This is a genomic window from Mucilaginibacter sp. GW822-FHT03E02 (assembly GCF_058801545.1).
Genome location: NZ_JBXANJ010000001.1, coordinates 3,231,146 through 3,252,369, shown reverse-complemented (window position 1 = coordinate 3,252,369; position 21,224 = coordinate 3,231,146). Strand labels below are relative to the sequence as shown.

Genomic DNA, 21,224 nt, shown 5'->3' with positions numbered 1-21,224 from the left:
AAAAGGCAGCTTTTTTATGAAAAGCCTATTCGAAATAGACGCGATGCTTTCGGATGAATTCCCTTATGCCCAGCGGCTCGTGCCCGGTAATATCTTTTACCGCTGAATTAGTCCCTGCAAAAACGCCGTCCCGGCAGTCTTGCGCCACACTGGATATATGCTGAATAAAGTGCGGATGGTAGCCTTGCTTAGGGGCTTCGGCCCGATAGGTTTCGATACTTATCGGTTCATAAGTAATTTCCCTGCCCAGTTCTTCACTCAAAATACCGGCAAGATCAAAAACGTTGTACTCAACCGGCCCGTAAAGCGGATAGATCTTCCCTTCGTGCCCCTCCGGGTTTACAAGTAATTCTGCGATCACTCTTCCCTGATCCTCTGCTGCTATGGGTGCATAACGGCCCTCCCCAAATGGCAGGATCACTTTGTCCTGTGTTTTGATCGTGTCGCTGTATATCAGCCACTCGGCAAAGAACGTCGGGCGAATATGGCTCACTTTAAGACCCGAGAGGTCCAACATACGCTCTGCAACCCAGTGATCCCTTGCTCCGTTACTTTTTGCCTCACGGCGTGCCGAGATCTGTGACATATTCACGATGTTGCGAACACCATTCTCCCTTGCAGCCTGTATCAGGTAACTCGTACCGGTAAGTATGCCGGGTGTAAGGATCGGGTACAGGAAATAGACACCGGTAATACCCTTCAACGCATGGCTTACCGCGTAAAAGTCATTGATGTCACCCTGTACAATTTCAACGCCCTGTTCTTCCAGTTTTTTGGATCGTTCGTCAATTTTGTGTACCAGGCCACGTACCTGTACACCTCTCTTTAGCAGCTCAGGTATAACATAACCTGCTGTGTAACCTGTTGCCCCTGTAACCAGAAATTTTTGCTGATTGCTCATAAGATTCATTTAAATGTTTATTACTATTTTGTTTTTCCGGATTTGTTAAGCCTTGCCATCCAGGAATAATCTGGCCTGCAATACGAAATGTTCATGAAACTGATAATGTGAGGCGTGGTTCGAATCCGGGTACAGGATCAGTTGTGCATTGGGTAGGTTCTGCTGCAGCAGGTAAGAGTTTACGGTTGGAAAAATAATGTCATGCTTACCATTTACCACCAGTACCGGATGCGTTATTTTTTGCAGATAGTCAAAAGAGCCCTCGCTTTTCTTACCCCATTCTGCGATTGCAGCCAGCTGCGCCGGTACTACTTTATCATTGATGGCAATGTCCCGGTCATCTTTTCTGGCCCTGATGCGTTCCAAAAACTGCCAGCCGGCAGCCTGGCTGCTCTCTGTTGGTAAAAAGAACGTATCCAGTAACAGCTCATCCGGTTGATTGTAAGGTTTGTCGAATAAGGCCCACACCTCCGGCAGGAAGGTTTCCAGGCCTTCTCCGCCTCTTGGGCCTGAGCCCACCAGGATGATGCGGTTAACCAATTCAGGGCGATCCACAGCTACCTGCTGTGCAGCAAAGCTGCCCATCGAAAAGCCAAACAGGTCGACCTTTTTAAGTCCGAGGGCGTCAATAAAGTCTTCAGCATCTTTGGCGATTTCGGCGATGGTGTGCTTTGGGTCGCCGCCTGATTTAGCGATTCCCCTGGTGTTAAAGATAATGATCTCCCGGTTTTCCGAAAGCGGGTCCAGGACAGCCGGATCCCAGTTATCTAAGGTTCCGGTAAAATGCTGGAAAAATACGAGAGGCAGGCCGTCTCCGTCTCCAAATCTGCGATAGGCGAAGGATATGCCATTAACATCTGCGAACTGCGTTGGTGCAGTATTATGGGTGTAATTATTCATGTTTTTTTATTTAGACTGTTTATATTAATTTGGATCAGGCTTGTTGCAGGAACTCGTTTACCTGTTGCAGGAATTGTACGGGGTACTGGTAATGCGGGGCATGATTGGTATCCGGATAAATGATCAATGAGGCATCAGGCAGATGCTCTTTCAGGATCACGGCATTAACGGTAGGACAGATAATGTCCTGGTCGCCGTGTATGATCAGGGTTGGCTGTTTGATCTCCTTGAGATAGTCAAAGCTGTTTTCCGCGGGTTTGCCCCAGCTAAAGATAGCGGCCAGCTGTGCAGGCGCGACTTTGTCCGTCAGCGCAGGATCTTTTTTTACCCGCGCCCGGATCCGGTTCAAATAACCCCATCCGGCTTTCTGACTTTTTGCAGTCGGCGTGAAGAAAGTATCCAGCAGTAGTTCATCGGGATGCGGATACAGCTTTTTGAACAGCGCCCAAACCTGCGGAGAATAATCGGCCATCCGCTCACCTCCGCGGGGGCCGGTTCCCAATAAGATCAGTTTGTGAATGAGTTCCGGGCGATCATAGGTCAGTTGCTGGGCCACCATTCCGCCAATAGAGAAGCCGAACAAGTCGATCTTCTTCAGGCCAAGCGCATCAATAAAGGCAGCTGCATCCTTTGCCATTGCGGCAATGGTATCAGGTGTTTTTCCTGCTGAAGCCGCCACACCGGCATTATCGAAAATGATCACTTCCCGGTCCTTTGCAAAGCCGTCAATAACGGCCGGATCCCAGTTATCCATAGTGCCGGTCAGGTAATTGGTAAATACGAGCGGGAGCCCGCCTTTTTTACCATACCGGCGATAGGCAAATTTCAGCCCCTGTACGTCGACAAAGCTGGTAGGTACCGTTCTGGCCGTATAAGGGCCAACGGAGCTGGCTAACAGCTTGCTTTTTGGCAGCAGCGTAAGTCCTGCGGCGGCGATTGAGCCAAGTTTTAAAAATTCTTTTCTTTCCATATGAGTAAGTATTTACCATCCGGATAGTTGATCAAGCTGTCCGGATGGGATGCGGCCTGAGCCACGTTATTGACTATTTAATTATGCGTTCATGCTAGCCACGATCGACGGGACAAATATAAAATGAACGATTGTTCATTATGAATAACCGGGATTGATGTTTACTTATTAATGACAAAAATGAACAATCGTTCATTGTATATTTGCTTTGAATTAATACGCAAAGAATGAACAGGGCGGAAAAAACAAGACAGTTTATCATTGAAAAGACCGCTCCGGTCTTTAACACCAAGGGTGTGGCGGCAACGGCTGTGACAGATATTATGGAAGCCACTAAAATGGCCAAGGGAAGTCTGTATGTGCACTTTCAAAACAAGGAAGAGCTGAGCCATTGCGCGGTTGACTGGAACCTCCGCCAGTTGACGGATAAGTTTAAGACTGAGGCAGAAAAGTACACAGGAGCAAAAAATAAGTTTTTTGGGCTACTGGATTACCTGAGCGATCCGCTGAATCCGCCGGTACAAGGTGGCTGCCCCATGATGAATTTCGGGATGGAAGCCGACGATACCAGCCCGGTGATCCGGGACAAAGTGTACCAAACTATATGTGATGTTCAGCAGGGCATGATTGACATCCTGGAAAAAGGTATTGAAGACGGCGAATTTAACTCCAATTGGAACTATAAAGAATTCGCGATGAAAGCCTATGCGATGATTGAGGGTGGAATCCTGGTAGCCAGGGTATCCCAGGACATTTCCCAAATGAAAATGCTGATGGACATCCTCAAACGGGAAATTAATGAGCAGGCCGCTGAAGTATAAAATATAAGTTACAACAATTGAAATGAACAGACATCCACTAAGACAATTCAAAGAGTCACCGGGTGCGACATTGGAGGGACTAAAAGCGCTGCTTGCAGATGATGTAGTTTTCTCGAGTCCTATATTTTCCAGGGAAGTGAAGGGTAAAGACCTGGTGGCGCAGGTTATGCTTACATCGACATCAGTCAGAGACGGTCGGTTTACGCACGAATTTAGGCAGGATCATGACACGGTGCTGATCTGGGAAGGCAAGATTGATGGGCATAAGCTGGTCAGTTTTGAGCTGATTGAGGATGATCAGGAGGGAAAGATCAAGTACCGATCTGTTGCTTTCAAGCCATTTCCCGTAACCGGACTATTTAGGGATGCCATGTATGAGCAGCTAAAAGATATTATTCCGGAGGATATGTGGCATCTTCAGCCGGTAGCTGAGGGATAAATTGTTTGATTTGGTGTGATTGATGAAATGGCTGCTGAATATTCAGCAGCCATTTTTATTTATTGAGATAAGCCGGAAGGTTTAAAAATAAAGAAATGGAAAAAATTGAGCGATTGGAAAACGTGGTGAGGGGAATTTCGAGAATGTCCGCAAGTGACTTTGCGATATCAAAGCCGTTCTGGCAGGAGAAAGATTACAGGAAGGGCGAATTTTACAACGAGTACAAAAACATATGTAAGTATCTGGGCTTTGTGCTGTCTGGTGTTTTCAGGATCTATAAATAAACCAGATTCAGTAAGTATCCTTTTGATAAAAATCGGCAAATAAATTAATCAAGTTAACTATTGATCCTGCCCTTAACCGGTATCCGCCACCAGTGAGGGATCAGGATTTTAGAATGCACAGCAATGCATACACTAACAATTAGAGTCATTTTGCTATTGCGCTACTCATAGAGTAAAGGGCACTTAGAAATGTGTGTCATGGAATAACGGTGTTTCTTGACCAAACAAAAAATAAGGTTATGGCAGAATATGCATTAAGAGATATGAGTAAACCCATTGGAGTTTCGGAATTTGAATTAACCAGATGACTGCCGCAAAATCTAAGATCAAGTTTACCAACTATTGAGGAAATTGAAAATGAATTAAAAAATGGAGGGTACTAATGAGCTAAATTCGTCCATTACAACTTTGTCAATATTTTACTTCAAAAAGCAATAGATTATAGATAGCTCTCGCCAAAATTTCCAATTCTTTTTAATTTTTCGATGAATTGGTTCGAAAAAACGCCACTGTGGGAACGAATTGGATGCCTTATGACGCGCGACTGGTCAATACGTTTTCACCAGTCCTTGTCTGCAGTACGATCTGCCAGATGATGATTCACTTTGATTAGACCAGTATTTTTAAATAAAGGCGCAACTTAAAATTCCCTTCAGGTTAAAAGCCAAATTATTTTAAAGAAAAATCACGGAAAATTTGTTTTTATAAATATTTTCCATTTACTTTGATGGAAAATATTTCTCAAAATATATTTTCCGACCAATTATAATTATGAAAACCGAAATTCTTGAAGTTTCACTTCGGCAATTCCTGCAATACGGAATCCGGGACACCTCCATTCAAAAGATTGTGGATAGCCTTGGCATTTCGACCAAAACATTTTATAAATATTTTAAGAACAAAGAGGAGCTTCTGACCGATGCTCTTACCCTGTTCTTTAACCAGCAGTACCAGGATTTCAGGAAATTAGATGTAGCTCAAAATGCCGCTGCGCGCTTTTTTGATATCTGGTTAACATCTATTGATGTTTCGTACCGGGTCAACAAGATTTTCTTCCATGACCTGTATTACTATTATCCGGATTTAGCCGCTAAGAGCGATGCGGCCAACAGCGGCAGGTTTACGCCGGAGTTCTTAAATGTCATCAACCGGGGTATTCAGGAGGGGCTGTTCAGAAAGGACATTGTTCCTGAAGTAGTACTTGAAAGCATTTTTGTATTGTATACCGCTGTTGTGCGAGCCGAGCATTTTAAACGATTTGATTTGACGCCTTATGATTTGCTGCTAAACACCATCGCTTTGGCTGTCAGAGGTATTTGTACCCATCAGGGGATTATTGCGCTTGATGAACAGATCAGGATAAGAAGTATACAGGCTACAAATAAAGAATCATAAAAGAGTATTCACTTAAACCGATAATATGGATAAATAAACACTCAAAAAAAATACCGGTAATGCGGCAAACATTACCGGCGATATTTTTAATCAACCAAATAACCGATTATTTTATTAATTAAAATTTCCTAAAATTATGAAAAAAACACTTACTCACAAACGTGTTTGGTGTAAACTCGCGAAAAAAATACTGGTGCAGGCAATATTCTTAATGTTCTGCTGTATTCCGGTATTCGCCCAGCAACAAGTAAAAGGTACGGTTACTGATGAGAAAGGCAATCCACTGCCCGGGGTAACCATCCATGTAAAAGATGGAAAAAGCAGCACGACTACAGATTCTAAAGGAAACTTCACCGTTTCCGTGCCTTCCTCATCCTCGGTATTAGTATTTTCTATGGTCGGATTTAAGAGCGCTGAACAAACCGTTAAAATCGGCAGTTCAATGACTATAACGCTTACAGATAACGTAAGTGAGCTGCAGCAGGTAATTGTAACCGGCGTATTTGATTCAAGGAAGCGGCTCGACGCGTCTATAGCGATTTCTACAATTAGTGCGCAGCAGATAAAAATACAGACACCGCAAAGTGCGGCTGATTTGTTGAAAAATGTTCCCGGCGTTTACGTCAATTCATCGGCAGGTGAAATCCGTAACCAGGTTGCCGTCAGGGGTACACCTACCTCAAACGATGTTTCAATTGGTTATTTCTATGTTTCCATGCAGGAAGACGGCTTACCCGTTACCAATTTTACCGGGGCTAATTATGGGCCCGATTATTTCCTGCGTGCCGATGCCACAACTGCAAGGGTGGAAGCCGTTCGCGGCGGATCAGCTTCGATTACAGGTTCTGATGCCCCTGGCGGTCTTTTTAACTACACCTCTAAAACAGGGGACAATAAATTCGCGGGCGAAGCAATAGTTAAATACGGCCTGGAAGGAAATTCTAATCCATATTACCGTGCCGATCTGAACATTGGTGGGCCATTAAATAAAAAGGGCGATCTGACTTATGACGTGGGTGGTTTTTACCGCTATAGCGATGGGGCAAGATATGCAGGCTATCCCCTGAATAAAGGTGGACAGTTGAAATTCAACGTGGTTAAAAAGTACGGTACCGGACGTATCAAACTATATGGTAAGTTCCTTGACGATAAGAATGGCTATTTTGACTTTCTTCCTTTTACAAGCTATACCAACCCACGACCGGCTGCAGATTTTTCCAACAACGTTACTTTGGCCGGCCCATCAAGTCAAACGCTCGATTTTAAGTATACCAGTGATGGCAATGTTAACCAGTTTAGACCATCCAACCTCATTCATAACCTGGATAGGGCAATTGGGCTTGAATATCAGCAAAACCTCGGGGGTAATTGGTCAATCACGAATAATTTTAAATACAGCAATAAGGAAGCGACGTGGAACGCTGCAGCGCCTCTGGGCATCCTTTCTGCTGATGGCGTACTCTTTTATGGATTGCAGGGCTTAGCCGGAAAATTCGGAACCTATAATTTTACAGATCTGACCACCGGGCAAAAAATGCTCACGGTAGTACAGTCTCCGAACATCTCGCCGACAGGTCAGTTTTTAGGCATCAATTTCATCAAGACCTATAATCAGCTTCCTAACGGTCAGGTGCAATCGGCCCCTGTTTTGTTTGAATTAGCCAATGCGCTCCATAATAAAGTTAAGGAGGTGATGGAACAGTTCAGTGTTCGCAAAGTGGTTGGGAAAACAACTTTCAACGCGGGTGTTTATATCGGCCATTCCAACATCAGCTTTGTAAAAGGTTATGCAGGACAGTCCTTTACTACCCTTGAGGATAAGCCGCATCCTTTGGGTTTAACCTACACCAACTTTTCGGGAGTTGTTACACAGGTAACTGATGCAAACGGTTTTACCGCTTACGGCACGGGATATGGCAATAGTAACATTTCCAACAATAGGTTCGATGCCTTCTTCGGCCAGTCATCCCCACTAACGGACCGCCTTACACTTGACTATGGTTTCAGGTATAACTATAATCAATTTACCGGATCATCCAACAACGCTGTAATTGACCCCAACGCCACGGCAGCGGGCGGTTATGATAAAAACTTACTCACCTACTATGATAATAACGTTTACGTAAGCAATACACCGTTTCACATTAACAAAACAGTAAAAAGCTTGTCTTATTCGGCAGCGTTAAATTATAAATTTTCTGAAGAGCAAGCAATTTATGTACGTTACTCCGAGGGTCGCAAAGCACCCGATCTCCAATCGGTAACAGCAGTAAGCTCACAGGCACAGGCGGATGCGGTATCATTTATCCCGATCCACGTAGTGCAGGCCGAACTTGGATATAAGGTTCAGAAAGGAGGTTTTACCGGATATTTTACACCATTTTACAGTGACATCTCTAATAAACCGACCTTCGACTATACACAGGATGTGCAAGTTAATACCTACTACTACACAAAGGCCGTGTTTAGTGAACAACGCACGATTGGTGTGGAAATGGAAAGTGTTTTTAACATAGGCAGCCACATTAATGTCCGCGGCGCTGTTACACTGCAACATGCAACTTCGGTGGTAGAAAGACACTGGAATGTAGGCAAACCAGGGCCTGCTGATGACCAGGTAGCAGAAACCCGCGGCGGACGAGTAGGTCTGACACCTGCCGTACTGACAAGCATAACCCCTTCCTATAGGTTAAACAGGTTCATGACTTCTCTGGGGTGGAGGTATGTCGGCTCCTCGGCTGCGAATGCTGCAGATGCGTTTGACATACCCGGATACAGTACCTTCAACTACCAGGCAGGGTATCAGCTTTCGTCCAAACTATATGTTAATTTAAATATTAATAATGTTTTTAATTCTATTGGTGTTACAGGTTGGTATGCTCCCGGAGGATTTCCCGGTAACTTATCGCCCGAGGCTTTAACTAAAGCCCAGGTTGCTGCCAATCCGAATGCAGTTTATGGTGCAAGGCCAACCCAGCCCAGGTCATATTTTTTAAGCCTTTCCTATAATTTTAACTGAATATAAATATTAGCAACGAGCATATGAAAGTAAAAGGAAAGGTAGTAATGGTTACCGGTGGTGGCAGCGGTATTGGCCGCGAAATAGTGTTGAATCTTATTTCAAAGGGAGCAAAGGTTATTGCTGTTGATATCAATTGGGCTGCTTTGCAGGAAACTTTAAAGCTTAGCGGAGCGTGTGAAACCAGCTTAAGCTTTTTCGCCGTAGATATTACCGACAGTACCGCGGTTGATGAATTGGTTGGGCACGCTATTGCAAAAAATGGCCATGTAGACGCTATTATCAATAACGCAGGGATAATTCAACCGTTTGTTGATTTAAAAGATCTTGACTATAAGACAATTAAAAGGGTAATTGACGTCAACTTATATGGTACACTGTTTGTCACCAAGGCATTTTTACCACACTTATTGAGCAGGCCTGAGGGACATATTGTCAACATTTCCAGCATGGGCGGATTTCTGCCGGTTCCTGGCCAAACTTTCTATGGCGCAACTAAGGCAGCTGTAAAGTTGCTTACCGAAGGCCTGCACTCAGAACTGCAACATACCAATGTACATGTCACAGTTGTTTTCCCCGGCGCTGTAGCTACCAATATCACGGCAAATTCAGGTGTCACGATGAAGATGGCACAAGAAGGTAAGGTGCCTGACCAATCTAAGATCCTGACGCCGGCGAAAGCGGCGGAGATAATTGTCAGGGGGATAGAAAATAATGAATACCAGGTATATGTGGGTTCTGATTCCAGGTTTTTTGGGATTTTTAACAGAATTAGTCCGAAAACGGCAGCTTCCTTTATCAATAAGCAAATGAAAAAGTATGGGATTACCAGTCAGTAACAAAGTGCTTTATATGAGGCTACTTACGGTGTAGATACACTTTACTTGAAGAGCCGTAGAGTAACCACAACGGCTATCATTTATAAACATTAAAAAACTATCAGAAATAACAATTATGAAAAAGTTAATGAGAATACTACCGGGTATAATAATTTTAGTGCTCCTGACAATCTTTGAGGGACATGCACAACAGAAAAACTACTCCATTATACCCAAGCTTCCTCCGGCTCCGAAGCCGGAACCATTTGAGGTTATGACTATACCACTTCCGGCAGATGTAAGTGATGCTGTCCTGATTAATTATCTTCCCGATGCAAAGCATCTGATCATGGAGATTCACATGGCCGGGAAAAAAAAGGCGGACCTTGCGGTTATGTCAGATGACGGGAGCGGTTTCAGGTGCCTGACATGTGAGCTAAAAGAAGAGATTGGTGGCGAAATGCCGGTACCTCTTCCAGATGGCAAACGGGTTTATACCCCTACAGGAATTTTGGAATGCACACCATCGATAGTGGACTGCAAAGAAGCCAGGATTCTGCCACTGGTATATCCGGCAATACCAGGTGCACGTACGCTCATGCGGATTGCTTCTAATATGTCGCCGGATGGGATCCATGTTGCCGGTACGCTGGTAACTACAAAAGGGATGCTTGTTCTGGTAAGTGAGTTAACCAGGGTTGCTGACGAAAAAGGTGAACGTTACGAACTTGCCAAACCTAAGGTAATAGTGGGAGATCAATCAGACACTGATCCGTTCAGGCCCTTCCTGCACGGCGGTGGCGAAGTCAAAAGTTTTGCAGACATGGGACGCGCTCTGATATGCAGCTCTTTATTTGAAGGCAACAACTTTGACCTGGCAAAAATTGATCTTACAACAGGTGAAGTGACCAGGCTTACCAAACATTTCAGCTATGATGAGGGCACCTATCCTTCACCGGATGGCAAATGGGTCATATTTCAGACACACAGGCAAACAACAAGAATGGACGCGTTTGAATTAATCCCGCGTCCGCTTATCGCCGGTGCGCCTCAGGTGCCCGGAGTGGCCGAGTCGCGGAATGCGCCATTTGAAGGTTTTGAGCCTCCTAAGCGGTTTTATGGCCTTAGTATGGTCGATCAATATGGCGACCGGGCAAGACTGCCTGAGGATGGTTACACGGGCCAGGATCTGACCATTGCCAAAGATAACTTTACGCTGTATAATCATTTTGGAAACTTAACCTGGGACCCTACCAGTACACATGGCGTATTCTGGGAGCAAAAGGATCCAAAGCAGGAAAAACCGGGAGAGCAAAGGGGCCGCCTGAGGATGATCAGGTTTACCTCCAGGAAGCCTACGATTCCCCTGAAGCCGTTTAGTCCGGAAATGAAGTGGGCTACCGATCTGAAAGATATTAAGTGGCCTGACAAGACCATCCCAGAACAAGGAAGGCTTAAGGGCTACGTTTCAGGATATGCAGAAATAAGCACTGTAAAACCGGCGGCAGGAACACCCGGGGAGCCGCGCCGCGTTGTTAAATACTTTAACTTTTCAGATGACGGAGTATATGTTCTGAATGGGAGCGAATCTTCTACTACCGGACCGTATGGACGTGATGTGTCCTGGGATGCAAATATCCAGGTTTCGGGAAAAAGGAAAGGCTTTCTGAAGGCACAGCATGTCATATTCCGCGCCACCAGTATGTCCTCTGGTACGATAGAAGCAGAATTGGGAAAACATAAAATTTCGGTAGACCTGGCCAGTGGATTACCTACAGGGGTACCGGGAGTGCTCCGGTAAGTGCTTTTGCCACACATAAAACGAAATATTAAATAAAATAGTAAATGACATTTAACATTAGGGATTTTGCGGTTAAGGTTTGTATAAGCATCGCGTTTTTAATGCCGGCTTCTGCAGCCGCACAAAGCAGAAAAGTACCTAATGACAGCCTTTACAAAGGTTTTGTACATCCGGATAATGCCGCCAGGCCGCGGGTCTGGTGGCATTGGATAAATGGGAACATTACCCAGGATGGTATTCGCAAAGATCTGCTATGGATGAAGCGTAGCGGAATTGGCGGCCTCCAAAATTTTGATGCAGGCGTTGTCACTCCGCAAATTGTTGCGAAGCGCTTATTATACATGACACCTGAATGGAAAGATGCTTTCAGGCTGGCTACCAAACTGGCCGACTCTTTAAAACTGGAAATGGCCATAGCCGGCTCTCCGGGCTGGAGCGAAAGCGGAGGGCCGTGGGTATCTCCTAAAGATGGGATGAAGAAACTGGTTTGGAGTGAAGTCCGGTTAAAAGGAGGGCATGCCTTTAATGGTACATTACCTAAACCGCCTGCTACGACAGGGGATTTCCAAAATCTGTCTATCCCAAAGGAGACATCGGTCATCCGTTTAAAAACAGCTGCGCCACCTGAGTATTACGAGGATGTGGCAGTGGTAGCATATCGCTTGCCCGCCGCGGATATCGCATTAAGGGATTTGACCCCCAAAATCACTTCCAATGCAGGCAGTTTTAGCTTGGACCAATTAACGGACGGAGATTTGGAAACCACCAATCTGTTACCCTCCGATCCGGCAAAGGGATATTCCTGGATCCAGTATGAATTTTCAAAGCCTCAAACCATCAAAGCAGTTTCGGTGACAGGAGGTGGAAGCAGGTCACCTTTCGGACTACTCGGGCCGTCTGAAGAACGCAGTTTGGAGGTAAGTGATGATGGCATTAATTTTCGCAGGGTGGCTTTTATTCCACTTAGTGTTATTCTACAACAAACCGTTACTATTCCGCCAACAACTGCCAGATATTTCAGGTTAAAATTTGAAAATCCTAAAGCCCACCCCAATCTTATTGCAGCGCTGACCGGCGGCGGAATGGTTTCTAAACCACCTGCCGGAAACGACATTGCCGAACTGGTGTTATACCCTGCCACACGTATCAATCACTTTGAAGAAAAGGCTGGTTTTGTTGCTTCTGCTGATTTGTTGAAATATCCGACACCAAATACCCCGGATGTGATTGCACAAGCCGACGTAGTTAATTTAACGGGGAAGATGGATACAAACGGCACACTTAACTGGACGCCCCCTCTGGCCGACGGAGAATGGAAAATAGTACGCTTTGGCTATTCCTTAACCGGGAAACAGAACCATCCTGCGTCAGTGGAAGCAACAGGACTGGAAGTAGACAAAATGGATGCACGGGCGGTGAAAGATTATTTTACAACTTACCTGAACCAATATAAAGATGCAACAGGCGGCTTAATGGGCAGCAAAGGCCTGCAATACATGATAACCGATAGCTATGAAGCGGGACAGGAAACCTGGACTCCCGGAATGATGAGGGAGTTTCAGAAGCGTAGAGGTTATAGTTTATTGTCCTGGATGCCGGTACTGACCGGCCAGGTTATCAAGAGTGCAGCAGCGAGTGAGCAATTTCTCTGGGACTGGCGTAAAACTATTTCGGAATTGATAGCCGAAAATCATTATGACCAGCTTACCGGTATTCTTGCGGTCTATGGCATGAAGCGTTATTCTGAATCGCATGAGAACGGCCGTTTGTATGTCGTAGATGGTATGGATGTAAAGCGTACAGCAGCTATTCCGATGTCGGCCATGTGGACACCGGGGCTTGGTGGTTCTCCACCGAACATGGCCCAGGCTGATATTCTTGAATCCGCTTCGGTTGCCCACATATACGGGCAAAACATGGTCGCTGCTGAATCGTTTACCGCAATTGGCTTTGGGACTAATGGCGCTTGGTCGTATTCGCCGGAAAAATTAAAACCCACGGCTGACCTGGAGCTGGCCAGCGGCGTGAACCGTTTTGTGATCCATACTTCTGTCCATCAGCCGGTTGATGACAAGATCCCTGGTCTTGGCCTAAGTGTATTTGGTCAATGGTTTAACCGTCATGATACCTGGGCAGATCAGGCAAAGGTATGGACCGATTACCTGGCCCGTAGTTCCTATATGTTGCAGCAGGGGAAATTTGTAGCTGACGTGGTATATTATTACGGGGAAGACAATAATATTACCGGACTGTTCGGAAACAAACTACCCGATGTTCCACCAGGCTATAGCTATGATTTTATCAATCCGCATGCGCTTGTTAATCTTTTGTCAGTAAAAGATGGAAATCTTATCACACCCAGCGGCATGCATTATCGTTTATTGGTGCTTGACAGCAATGCGAGGCGAATGTCGTTGCCGGTGCTTCGCAAAATAGCTCAGCTGGCAAAAGAGGGGGCTACCATCAGTGGTGTAAAGCCTGAAATAATAGCCGGTTTAAGAGATGATCCATCAGAATTTCAGCACCTTGTAAATGAAGTATGGGGCTCTGGTCGAAACAATGTGCACACTGGAAAGGCAATTGCTGAAGTGCTTTCTTCTTTGAATATCACCCCTGATTTTGGATATAGTCAATCGCAGAGCAAGCCACAATTACTTTACGTACATCGCAAAGTGACAAACGGCGACATTTATTGGGTAAATAACCGCAACGACCGCAATGAAACCATTGATGCCACATTCCGTGTCGTTGGTAAGGAGCCACAGATCTGGCATCCGGAGACGGGAAAAACGGAACCTGTTTCATATAAAACAGCAAATGGCTTTACAACCGTTTCCCTGAATTTTACACCAAATGATGCATTCTTTGTAGTGTTTCTGACGCCTGCGAAAAGAAATATTGTTACCCTCCCAGCAAGGACGGAAAGGATTATAACAAGAGTAGATGGCCCCTGGAACGTTGCTTTCCAGCCTGATCGTGGCGCACCACCAGCGGTTACCTTTGAGAGCTTGATTTCTTACACAGCGCATACCGACCCGGGCATCAAATACTTCTCTGGTACGGCCACTTATACAAAGGCCATTAATATTCTTGCAAGCACACTTGTTAAAGGTGCGACGGTCCGTTTAGATTTGGGTGATGTAAAGAATTTGGCGGAAGTAGTGGTGAACGGAACATCATTGGGTACAGTTTGGAAAAGACCTTTCGTCGTGGATGTAACCAGCACCTTGAAACCAGGGGAGAATACGTTTGAAATAAAGGTCACTAATCTTTGGGTAAACAGGTTAATTGGAGACCAGCAGGCTGATGCGAGGCAAAAAATAACCTACACCACAATACCATTTTACAATGCAAATTCAAAATTGCTGCCTTCCGGTTTGTTGGGGCCTGTAAAGTTGGTATGGGTGAAGATAAAGAAATAGATGTGGCTTTTCCCTGAAGGTTTTCTAAATAGGTTTCCGTTCACCCTTTGTAAAGAGATAATATACGCTACTAAACTAAACTAAACCAACCACCTGCTTATTTTTTCAAAATCCAGATAAACAATAACTTTATTTTAAAAATCTTAAAGGGTCTTCGCCAATATTTCCAATTCTTCTTAATTTTTCAATGAATTGGTTCGAAAAAACGCCACTTTCGAGGGGGGATTCAAAATCAATGATTTAACCCCACTATAGCGAACATGTTTTTTTATGTGCATAGAATTGATTGTTCATTCAAACCCGAAGTGTTTTGCAGTACTTTTTGTCTGTTTAAGCATTATTAAAAGGAAAGCCATAAAAGCCAAATGATAATCCCGAAAATTAAATAGCGGCAACATACAAGAGCCTGTTTAAGTAATAAGCTCTTTGTTTAAAGTTTTATGGGAAATGAAGGAGGTATAAGGGTTTTGGCAATCATTGTTTATTCACCATGTGTATGGATGGTTCCGGGCTTGTGGGGAGCCAGAATGGGCAAGCACGCTTTACTGTCGCTTGCTCACTTTTTATCATCACGTAACGAGCTGTTAATCTGATAGATGAGTTGTAGTAAAAAGTCAGCCTCAGCAGTTCGATGTTGTAAATTTTCAAAAGGGAATTTTTCGTGATACATCGAACCAATAACCTCTCTTTGAACGTAGGAGTCAAGATTAGAGTAGATTACATCGATTTGAGTTAGCTTTTAAAATGGTGGTTTTTATTAGTGTGTCTTTTTTTTAAATTTGGTGTTAACAAACTGATCTGATGCGAATAAGTGACTACGATAAAGTTGAGGACAAGCTATTGCTTCTTAAATTAAAAGAGGGGAATAGTGACGCTTTTGATGCACTTTACGAAAAGTACTGGCAAGGTATTTATACCACGGTCTTTAAACGTTTACAGAATCCGGACCAGGCAAAGGACATTACCCAGGATGTTTTTCTGCAATTATGGTTAAAAAGAGAAGATAATCACATAGATAATCTGAGCGCTTATTTATTTACAGCAGCCAAAAACATGGTGTTTAACTGGATGGAAAGGGAGCGCAGGTATACGCCGGTTCCTGAATTACTGCTGCAGCTCACGACCGCCCGCGATCAGACAGACGCAGAAATATTACGGAAGGAATTCATGTCAGCTTATGAAGCTTTGATCATGTCCCTGACTGCATCACAGCAGCAAATATTCCGCCTGCATTACCAGCAGGATCTTTCTACCAGCCAAATCGCGGAACAACTTGAAATATCCCGTAAAACCGTTCAAAACCAATTAGGCAAGGCTGTTAATCAACTTCGCGCCTCCCTGACGCTAATTTCATTGTTGCTTGTCCTTAAAAATTATTGACGACGTTTTTTTCTTAAAACGGTCCATTTTTTTGCCTGATAAAAGTCTTTGTTGATTGTTTTAAAGGAACGCCGTATGTTTTTCAAAATTTTTAAAGAAAAAGTTTAAAAAATCATGGGACTTTTTCATTTTCATCTGTCATGTATTAAAAGAGACGGGTAATTCGAATGGAAAAGGCAGAATTTCTAAAAATTTTAAAAAAATATAACACAGGTAATGCTTCCGAACAGGAAAAATCATACCTGGCTGCTTACTATAATTTATTTGAGACAGATTTTGAAATAGCAGAAGCCCTGACCCCGGAGGAAAAGAACGCTTTGAAAGAACAGATTAAAGCCGGAATTAAGCAAAAGATAAAATCAACTGAACCCCAAAAGGCCTCTAAAACTTATAGTTTATTCCGCAGGATTGCCGCTGCCGCTATTATTCTGCTCATGCTCTCGGCTGGAATATACATTTATGAGCAATGGCAAAACGGGTATATATATCCTGCACACTATTATGCTAAACATGATTTACCTCCGGGAAGCAATAAAGCTATTTTAACGTTGGCAAACGGGAAAAAAATCACACTGTCGGGTGCGGGAAAAGGACAAGTTGCAGTACAGGGTAAAACTCAGGTATATATAACAGCCAGCGGGCAATTGGTGTACAACGGATCGGCCGCCGGTAAATTAATTCAGACAGCGCCCGTTACTTATAATTTGATCACTACTCCAGGAGGTGGACAGTACCAGGTTATCCTTCCCGATGGCAGTAAAGTTTTCCTTAACGCAACCTCTTCCTTGCATTTCCCGACCGCTTTTGCCGGCAATGAACGAAAGGTAGAACTAAGCGGCGAGGCTTATTTTGAGATAGCACATGATAAGTCAAAGCCATTTCGCGTGGTTACGCAAGCTCAGACTGTCGAAGTTCTGGGCACCCATTTTAATATTAATGCCTACCAGGACGAAAATTCGGTCAAAACCACATTACTTGAAGGGAGTGTAAAAATTTTTGCCGGCCACATGAATGCGATCATAAAACCAGGTGAACAGGCTCAGACAGATAATAGAACTGCCGTGATTAATACAGTTCGAAATGCTGATACGGATATGGCAACAGCCTGGAAAGACGGGATGTTTCAATTTAAGGATGCCGACTTAAAAACGTTAATGAAAGATGTTTCCCGGTGGTACAATGTAGATATTGAATATGAAGGGGCTGTTTCGCAACGAAAATTCTCAGGAAAAATATATCGCAATATAAGCTTAGCGCAGCTATTGGAGATTATTAACTATTCGGACATTCATTTTCGTATTGAAAAAGCTTCCGGTGAGCAGAAGAAGAGTAAACTTATAATAACACCCTAATAGATAAATTATTCACTTACATTAAACTCAAAAAAATGATAACACAATTACGAACATAGCAGATAACACAACTTCGGGCACCAATAAAAAACCGCAGAAGTGTTACCAGCACCTCTACGGAAAATATTTGGATTAACCCGACAAGCGGCAAAACAATTCGGACGAACTATTTCATGTATTAATCCAAACTTCACAAAAGTAATGAAATTTAATGCTATTACCAGGGCTATGTGCAACGCATGGCTTCCCCCCAAATTATTATTGGTTATGAAACTGACTACACTCATGTTAATCATAGCCCTGTTGCAGGCAAGTGCCAAAGGATACAGTCAAAATATTAATCTTAATGAAAAAAATGCCTCGGTTGAGCAGGTTTTTCATGCTATAGAAAAACAAACAGGTTATGTGTTTTTCTATGATATCTCGTCTGTTAGGAATTTAAGCATAAGCATCCAGGCTAAAAACGCAAGCATTGATGATGTGTTAACTAATTATTTTAAAGAGCTACCCTTATCTTTTAACATAGTTGATAAAAAAAATATTGTTGTAAAAAACAAACAAGAATCAATTTTTGCGGCATTGGCCAACATGTTAACGATCCCTTTTACCCTAACCGGAAAAGTAACCGATGAAAACGGTAAACCTTTGCCGGGTGTAACCATACTGGATTTAAAACGAAAGCAAGGAACTATCTCCGATGAAAATGGTAATTATTCCATAGTAACCGAAAAGGGGAATGTGCTTACGTTCAGATTTATTGGTTATAAAGTCAGGGAAGTAACTGTTGGCAGCAGCGATGTTTTGAATATCACTATGGAAGTTAATTTCTCTAATCTCGACCAGGTAGTAGTGGTGGGTTACGGAAGCACTAAAAAGAAGGATCTTACCGGTGCCGTATCTACCATAGACGTAAAAGATATTGAAGATGTGCCCTTTGCTACGGTTGATAATGCGCTTGCGGGTAAAGCGGCCGGTGTGCAGGTTACCAAATCAGATGGTACGCCGGGTGGCGCAGTGCGTATCCGGATACGTGGTTCAAGTTCGATTTTGGGAGGAAACGATCCTTTATACGTAATTGATGGTGTTCCTCTGCAGGTTCAAAGTAATTTCCGGTCTCCCGGTTATGATGTAAGCAGCCCTGTAGGTAATGATGTTACGGCTTCAGGCGGGGTTAGTGCAGGTTTATCAACGGCCTTTGTAAACGGTTTAAACAGCCTGGGTGGTTTAAATACAGATGATATCGAATCTATCAGTATACTAAAAGATGCTTCTTCCACCGCAATTTACGGCTCAAAAGCGGCCAACGGTGTAGTTATAATAACTACAAAAAGAGGCAAAAAGGATATGAAGCCATTAATTACGGCAAGTTATTACACCACTGTTACCAGGCCTATAACCCCCGATGTGTTAAACGCGGCGCAATACAAAATGCTGCTTACCGAGGCTGCTCAAACTAATTTTGATGCACGCAAGGCTGCAGGCTGGGATATTCCGGGCAATGTAAATTCGATATTGAATACCCCTGGATTATTTTTTGGCGATGGCGATACCGATTGGATCAAGCTGGTTACACGCAATACGGTTTCACATAATGCCGAACTTGCTGTACAGGGTGGTGGGGCGTCTTCCAAGTATTTTAGTTCAATCTCTTACAACAGTACTCCGGGTGTTGTAGATGCTACAGATTACCAGCGGATTGCAGGTAAAATAAACCTGGAGAGTGAGATCGGCAAGCATTTCAGGTTTATCACCAATATGACATTGGGTTACACCCAGCAAAATATTGGCGATGGTGCATACGGCCAGGCACTAAGGGCAAGGCCCGATTACAAGCCTTTTGACGCTTCAGGTAATCCTACAGATTTTTCGCAGGTAGGCGCTTCGTACCAGGGTTTTCAAAATCCGGTTGCATTGCTTACTGCTACCAACAATGCCAAAACGTTTAGCTTGCTGGGTTCCGTTTCAGGAATTTATGATATTACGCATAACCTGCAATTTAAAAGCACGGTTTCCCTGAACTCACAGGCGTATAACCAACGTAACTACACCCCCAGTTATTTAGACATCGGCAGTTTTTATGGGAATGTTTCTAACGATGGTGGTATTGGCAGCAACAGTAACAGCAGGCTTACCAACTGGTTTCTGGAAAATACACTTTCTTATAATAAAACCTTTGGTAAACATGCCATAGATATGGTGGCAGGAACATCCTATGAAACCAGGAAAACCAGCTTTTTCAGTGCAACAGGTACGGGTTACCCTAATGATAATGTGTTAACCAGTTTATCATCGGCTGTTACCCCATTATTTGTAAAGGGAGATGATCCTACCAGGCCACAAAGTTATTTATTGTCGTTTTATATAAGGGCAAACTATAGCTACATGGATAAATACCTGCTAACATTTACAGGGCGTACAGATGGTTCTTCCAAATTTGGCCCTGATAATAAATTCGGTTATTTCCCTTCAGGTGCGATTGCCTGGCGCTTATCACAGGAAAACTTCCTTAAAAATGTCAGCTGGATAGATGATATTAAACTAAGGGGAAGCTACGGATTGACGGGAACGCAAAATATCGGCGACCAGATGTACCGCACCCTGTATACGCCCTATGCTTATGGTGGCAGCAGCGCCCTGGTCCCTACACAACTGGGTAACCCGGCCATTAAATGGGAAAGTACAAAAGAAGCAGATGGGGGCTTTGATGTGTCGTTATTTAAAAGCAGGTTACAGCTAACGGTTGATTATTATAATAAAAAAACAAGCGGTGCATTGCTCACATTGCCTCTTGCTCCAAGCAGCTCATATACCTCACTGCTAAGCAATGCGGTAGGGATCAAAAATACAGGTTTGGAAATAAGTTTATCCGGCGATATCATTCGCAGCGGGAATTTTAAATGGAATGCCTCTGTAAATGTAACCTGGAATAAATCATTGGTAACCAAGTTTGATAAAAATGCCGATCTGGGCCAACTGGGTAACTTAACCGGTTTAGAGGACGGTAATACCACCCTGGTGCAAGGCAAACCTTTGGGTTTAATCACCGGCCTCACAATTACCGGCCTTATCAAAACCCAGGCACAGCTTGATGCCTATAAGAAACTGCTCGGTTCTAACGCGGCATATTTCCCATTTCTATCTATCGGCGATCCCATGTATCAGCTGGATAATAACTACCCTGATTTTAATACCATTATTGCCCAGGCTGCTCCAAAATATTTTGGAGGGATGACACAGGGATTTAATTATAAGGGCTTCGAGTTACAGTTTTACTTTACATTTTCGCAGGGTGGCAAGCTTTTTTGGGGCGATCATGTATCAAGTGTTGAATTTACCGGTACTTCAAATGCCAATGTGGCCATGCTAAACAGGTATACGCCTACAAATACCAATACAAATCAGCCGCGGCTGATGTTAAATGACGAACTATATTATAAATCAAATTTAGATGTATTCAGCTCTTCATACCTCAAGTTGCGCACGCTTACATTTAACTATCATTTAAGTAAAAGCAGCTGGATGAAAAAGCTCGGTCTGCAAAGCGCCACCCTATTTGCATCAGCAACCAATGTTTTCACGATTACCAAATATCCCGGTAATGATCCTGAAACCTCTAATGATCCGTACAGTGTAGGCGGCGGTTATTTTGATGTGAGCAATTATCCTACGGTGCGGGCCTTTTCATTGGGCTTAAAAGCAGGTTTTTAATTTTTCACCCTTTA

14 protein-coding genes are annotated in these 21,224 nt (G+C 43.7%); 11 read left to right on the top strand and 3 right to left on the bottom strand.

Annotation, left to right across the window (positions count from 1 at the left end; all coding sequences use genetic code 11):
- Positions 1–25 precede the first annotated feature (25 nt).
- The 3 genes from AC1RM2_RS13620 to AC1RM2_RS13610 are packed head-to-tail and all read right to left on the bottom strand — an operon-like array spanning position 26 to position 2,771.
- On the bottom strand, positions 26–901 hold the full coding sequence (locus AC1RM2_RS13620) for an NmrA family NAD(P)-binding protein (protein ID WP_492985606.1): 876 nt from the start codon (positions 899–901) through the stop codon (positions 26–28).
- A 45-nt stretch (positions 902–946) separates the two neighbouring features.
- Positions 947–1,801, bottom strand: a complete 855-nt coding sequence (locus AC1RM2_RS13615; RefSeq protein ID WP_492985605.1) for an alpha/beta fold hydrolase — start codon at positions 1,799–1,801, stop codon at positions 947–949.
- Positions 1,802–1,835: 34 nt separating this feature from the next.
- Entirely contained in the window at positions 1,836–2,771 is a 936-nt protein-coding gene (locus AC1RM2_RS13610; protein ID WP_492985604.1) for an alpha/beta fold hydrolase, read from the bottom strand.
- Between the two features lie 227 nt (positions 2,772–2,998).
- Between AC1RM2_RS13610 and AC1RM2_RS13605 the strand changes: the two genes are divergently transcribed.
- The 11 genes from AC1RM2_RS13605 to AC1RM2_RS13555 all read left to right on the top strand — a co-directional run bounded on the left by AC1RM2_RS13605 (position 2,999) and on the right by AC1RM2_RS13555 (position 21,210).
- Positions 2,999–3,592, top strand: a complete 594-nt coding sequence (locus AC1RM2_RS13605) for a TetR/AcrR family transcriptional regulator (protein ID WP_492985603.1) — start codon at positions 2,999–3,001, stop codon at positions 3,590–3,592.
- A 70-nt stretch (positions 3,593–3,662) separates the two neighbouring features.
- Positions 3,663–4,031 carry a nuclear transport factor 2-like protein gene (locus AC1RM2_RS13600; protein ID WP_492985602.1) on the top strand — a complete coding sequence of 123 codons (369 nt, stop codon included), beginning with the start codon at positions 3,663–3,665 and terminating at the stop codon, positions 4,029–4,031.
- A 95-nt stretch (positions 4,032–4,126) separates the two neighbouring features.
- Complete coding sequence (locus AC1RM2_RS13595; RefSeq protein ID WP_492985601.1) at positions 4,127–4,315, top strand: hypothetical protein; 189 nt, start codon at positions 4,127–4,129, stop codon at positions 4,313–4,315.
- A gap of 771 nt (positions 4,316–5,086) precedes the next feature.
- Positions 5,087–5,710, top strand: coding sequence for a TetR/AcrR family transcriptional regulator (locus tag AC1RM2_RS13590; RefSeq protein WP_492985600.1), 624 nt, complete (start codon positions 5,087–5,089; stop codon positions 5,708–5,710).
- Between the two features lie 136 nt (positions 5,711–5,846).
- Positions 5,847–8,729, top strand: coding sequence for a TonB-dependent receptor (locus AC1RM2_RS13585; RefSeq protein ID WP_492985599.1), 2,883 nt, complete (start codon positions 5,847–5,849; stop codon positions 8,727–8,729).
- Positions 8,730–8,752: 23 nt separating this feature from the next.
- Entirely contained in the window at positions 8,753–9,568 is an 816-nt protein-coding gene (locus tag AC1RM2_RS13580; protein ID WP_492985598.1) for an SDR family NAD(P)-dependent oxidoreductase, read from the top strand.
- Positions 9,569–9,821: 253 nt separating this feature from the next.
- Positions 9,822–11,348, top strand: a complete 1,527-nt coding sequence (locus tag AC1RM2_RS13575; RefSeq protein WP_492985597.1) for a TolB family protein — start codon at positions 9,822–9,824, stop codon at positions 11,346–11,348.
- Between the two features lie 44 nt (positions 11,349–11,392).
- A complete protein-coding gene (locus AC1RM2_RS13570) occupies positions 11,393–14,770 on the top strand; it encodes a glycosyl hydrolase (RefSeq protein ID WP_492985596.1) in 3,378 nt (1,125 codons plus the stop codon).
- An 801-nt stretch (positions 14,771–15,571) separates the two neighbouring features.
- A complete protein-coding gene (locus AC1RM2_RS13565; RefSeq protein WP_492985595.1) occupies positions 15,572–16,150 on the top strand; it encodes an RNA polymerase sigma factor in 579 nt (192 codons plus the stop codon).
- A 167-nt stretch (positions 16,151–16,317) separates the two neighbouring features.
- The gene (locus AC1RM2_RS13560; RefSeq protein ID WP_492985594.1) at positions 16,318–17,502 is read left to right on the top strand and encodes a FecR family protein; all 1,185 of its coding nucleotides are present in this window, start codon (positions 16,318–16,320) and stop codon (positions 17,500–17,502) included.
- Between the two features lie 267 nt (positions 17,503–17,769).
- Positions 17,770–21,210: a SusC/RagA family TonB-linked outer membrane protein gene (locus AC1RM2_RS13555; RefSeq protein ID WP_492985593.1), complete on the top strand. Its 3,441-nt coding sequence runs from the start codon at positions 17,770–17,772 to the stop codon at positions 21,208–21,210.
- Positions 21,211–21,224 lie beyond the last annotated feature (14 nt).

Bases quoted from the DNA above. Each gene is read 5' to 3' on its own strand.
- AC1RM2_RS13620 (WP_492985606.1), bottom strand. From the start codon at position 901: ATGAGCAATCAGCAAAAATTTCTGGTTACAGGGGCAACAGGTTACACA.
- AC1RM2_RS13615 (WP_492985605.1), bottom strand. From the start codon at position 1,801: ATGAATAATTACACCCATAATACTGCACCAACGCAGTTCGCAGATGTT.
- AC1RM2_RS13610 (WP_492985604.1), bottom strand. From the start codon at position 2,771: ATGGAAAGAAAAGAATTTTTAAAACTTGGCTCAATCGCCGCCGCAGGA.
- AC1RM2_RS13605 (WP_492985603.1), top strand. From the start codon at position 2,999: ATGAACAGGGCGGAAAAAACAAGACAGTTTATCATTGAAAAGACCGCT.
- AC1RM2_RS13595 (WP_492985601.1), top strand. From the start codon at position 4,127: ATGGAAAAAATTGAGCGATTGGAAAACGTGGTGAGGGGAATTTCGAGA.
- AC1RM2_RS13590 (WP_492985600.1), top strand. From the start codon at position 5,087: ATGAAAACCGAAATTCTTGAAGTTTCACTTCGGCAATTCCTGCAATAC.
- AC1RM2_RS13585 (WP_492985599.1), top strand. From the start codon at position 5,847: ATGAAAAAAACACTTACTCACAAACGTGTTTGGTGTAAACTCGCGAAA.
- AC1RM2_RS13580 (WP_492985598.1), top strand. From the start codon at position 8,753: ATGAAAGTAAAAGGAAAGGTAGTAATGGTTACCGGTGGTGGCAGCGGT.
- AC1RM2_RS13575 (WP_492985597.1), top strand. From the start codon at position 9,822: ATGACTATACCACTTCCGGCAGATGTAAGTGATGCTGTCCTGATTAAT.
- AC1RM2_RS13570 (WP_492985596.1), top strand. From the start codon at position 11,393: ATGACATTTAACATTAGGGATTTTGCGGTTAAGGTTTGTATAAGCATC.
- AC1RM2_RS13565 (WP_492985595.1), top strand. From the start codon at position 15,572: ATGCGAATAAGTGACTACGATAAAGTTGAGGACAAGCTATTGCTTCTT.
- AC1RM2_RS13560 (WP_492985594.1), top strand. From the start codon at position 16,318: ATGGAAAAGGCAGAATTTCTAAAAATTTTAAAAAAATATAACACAGGT.
- AC1RM2_RS13555 (WP_492985593.1), top strand. From the start codon at position 17,770: ATGAAACTGACTACACTCATGTTAATCATAGCCCTGTTGCAGGCAAGT.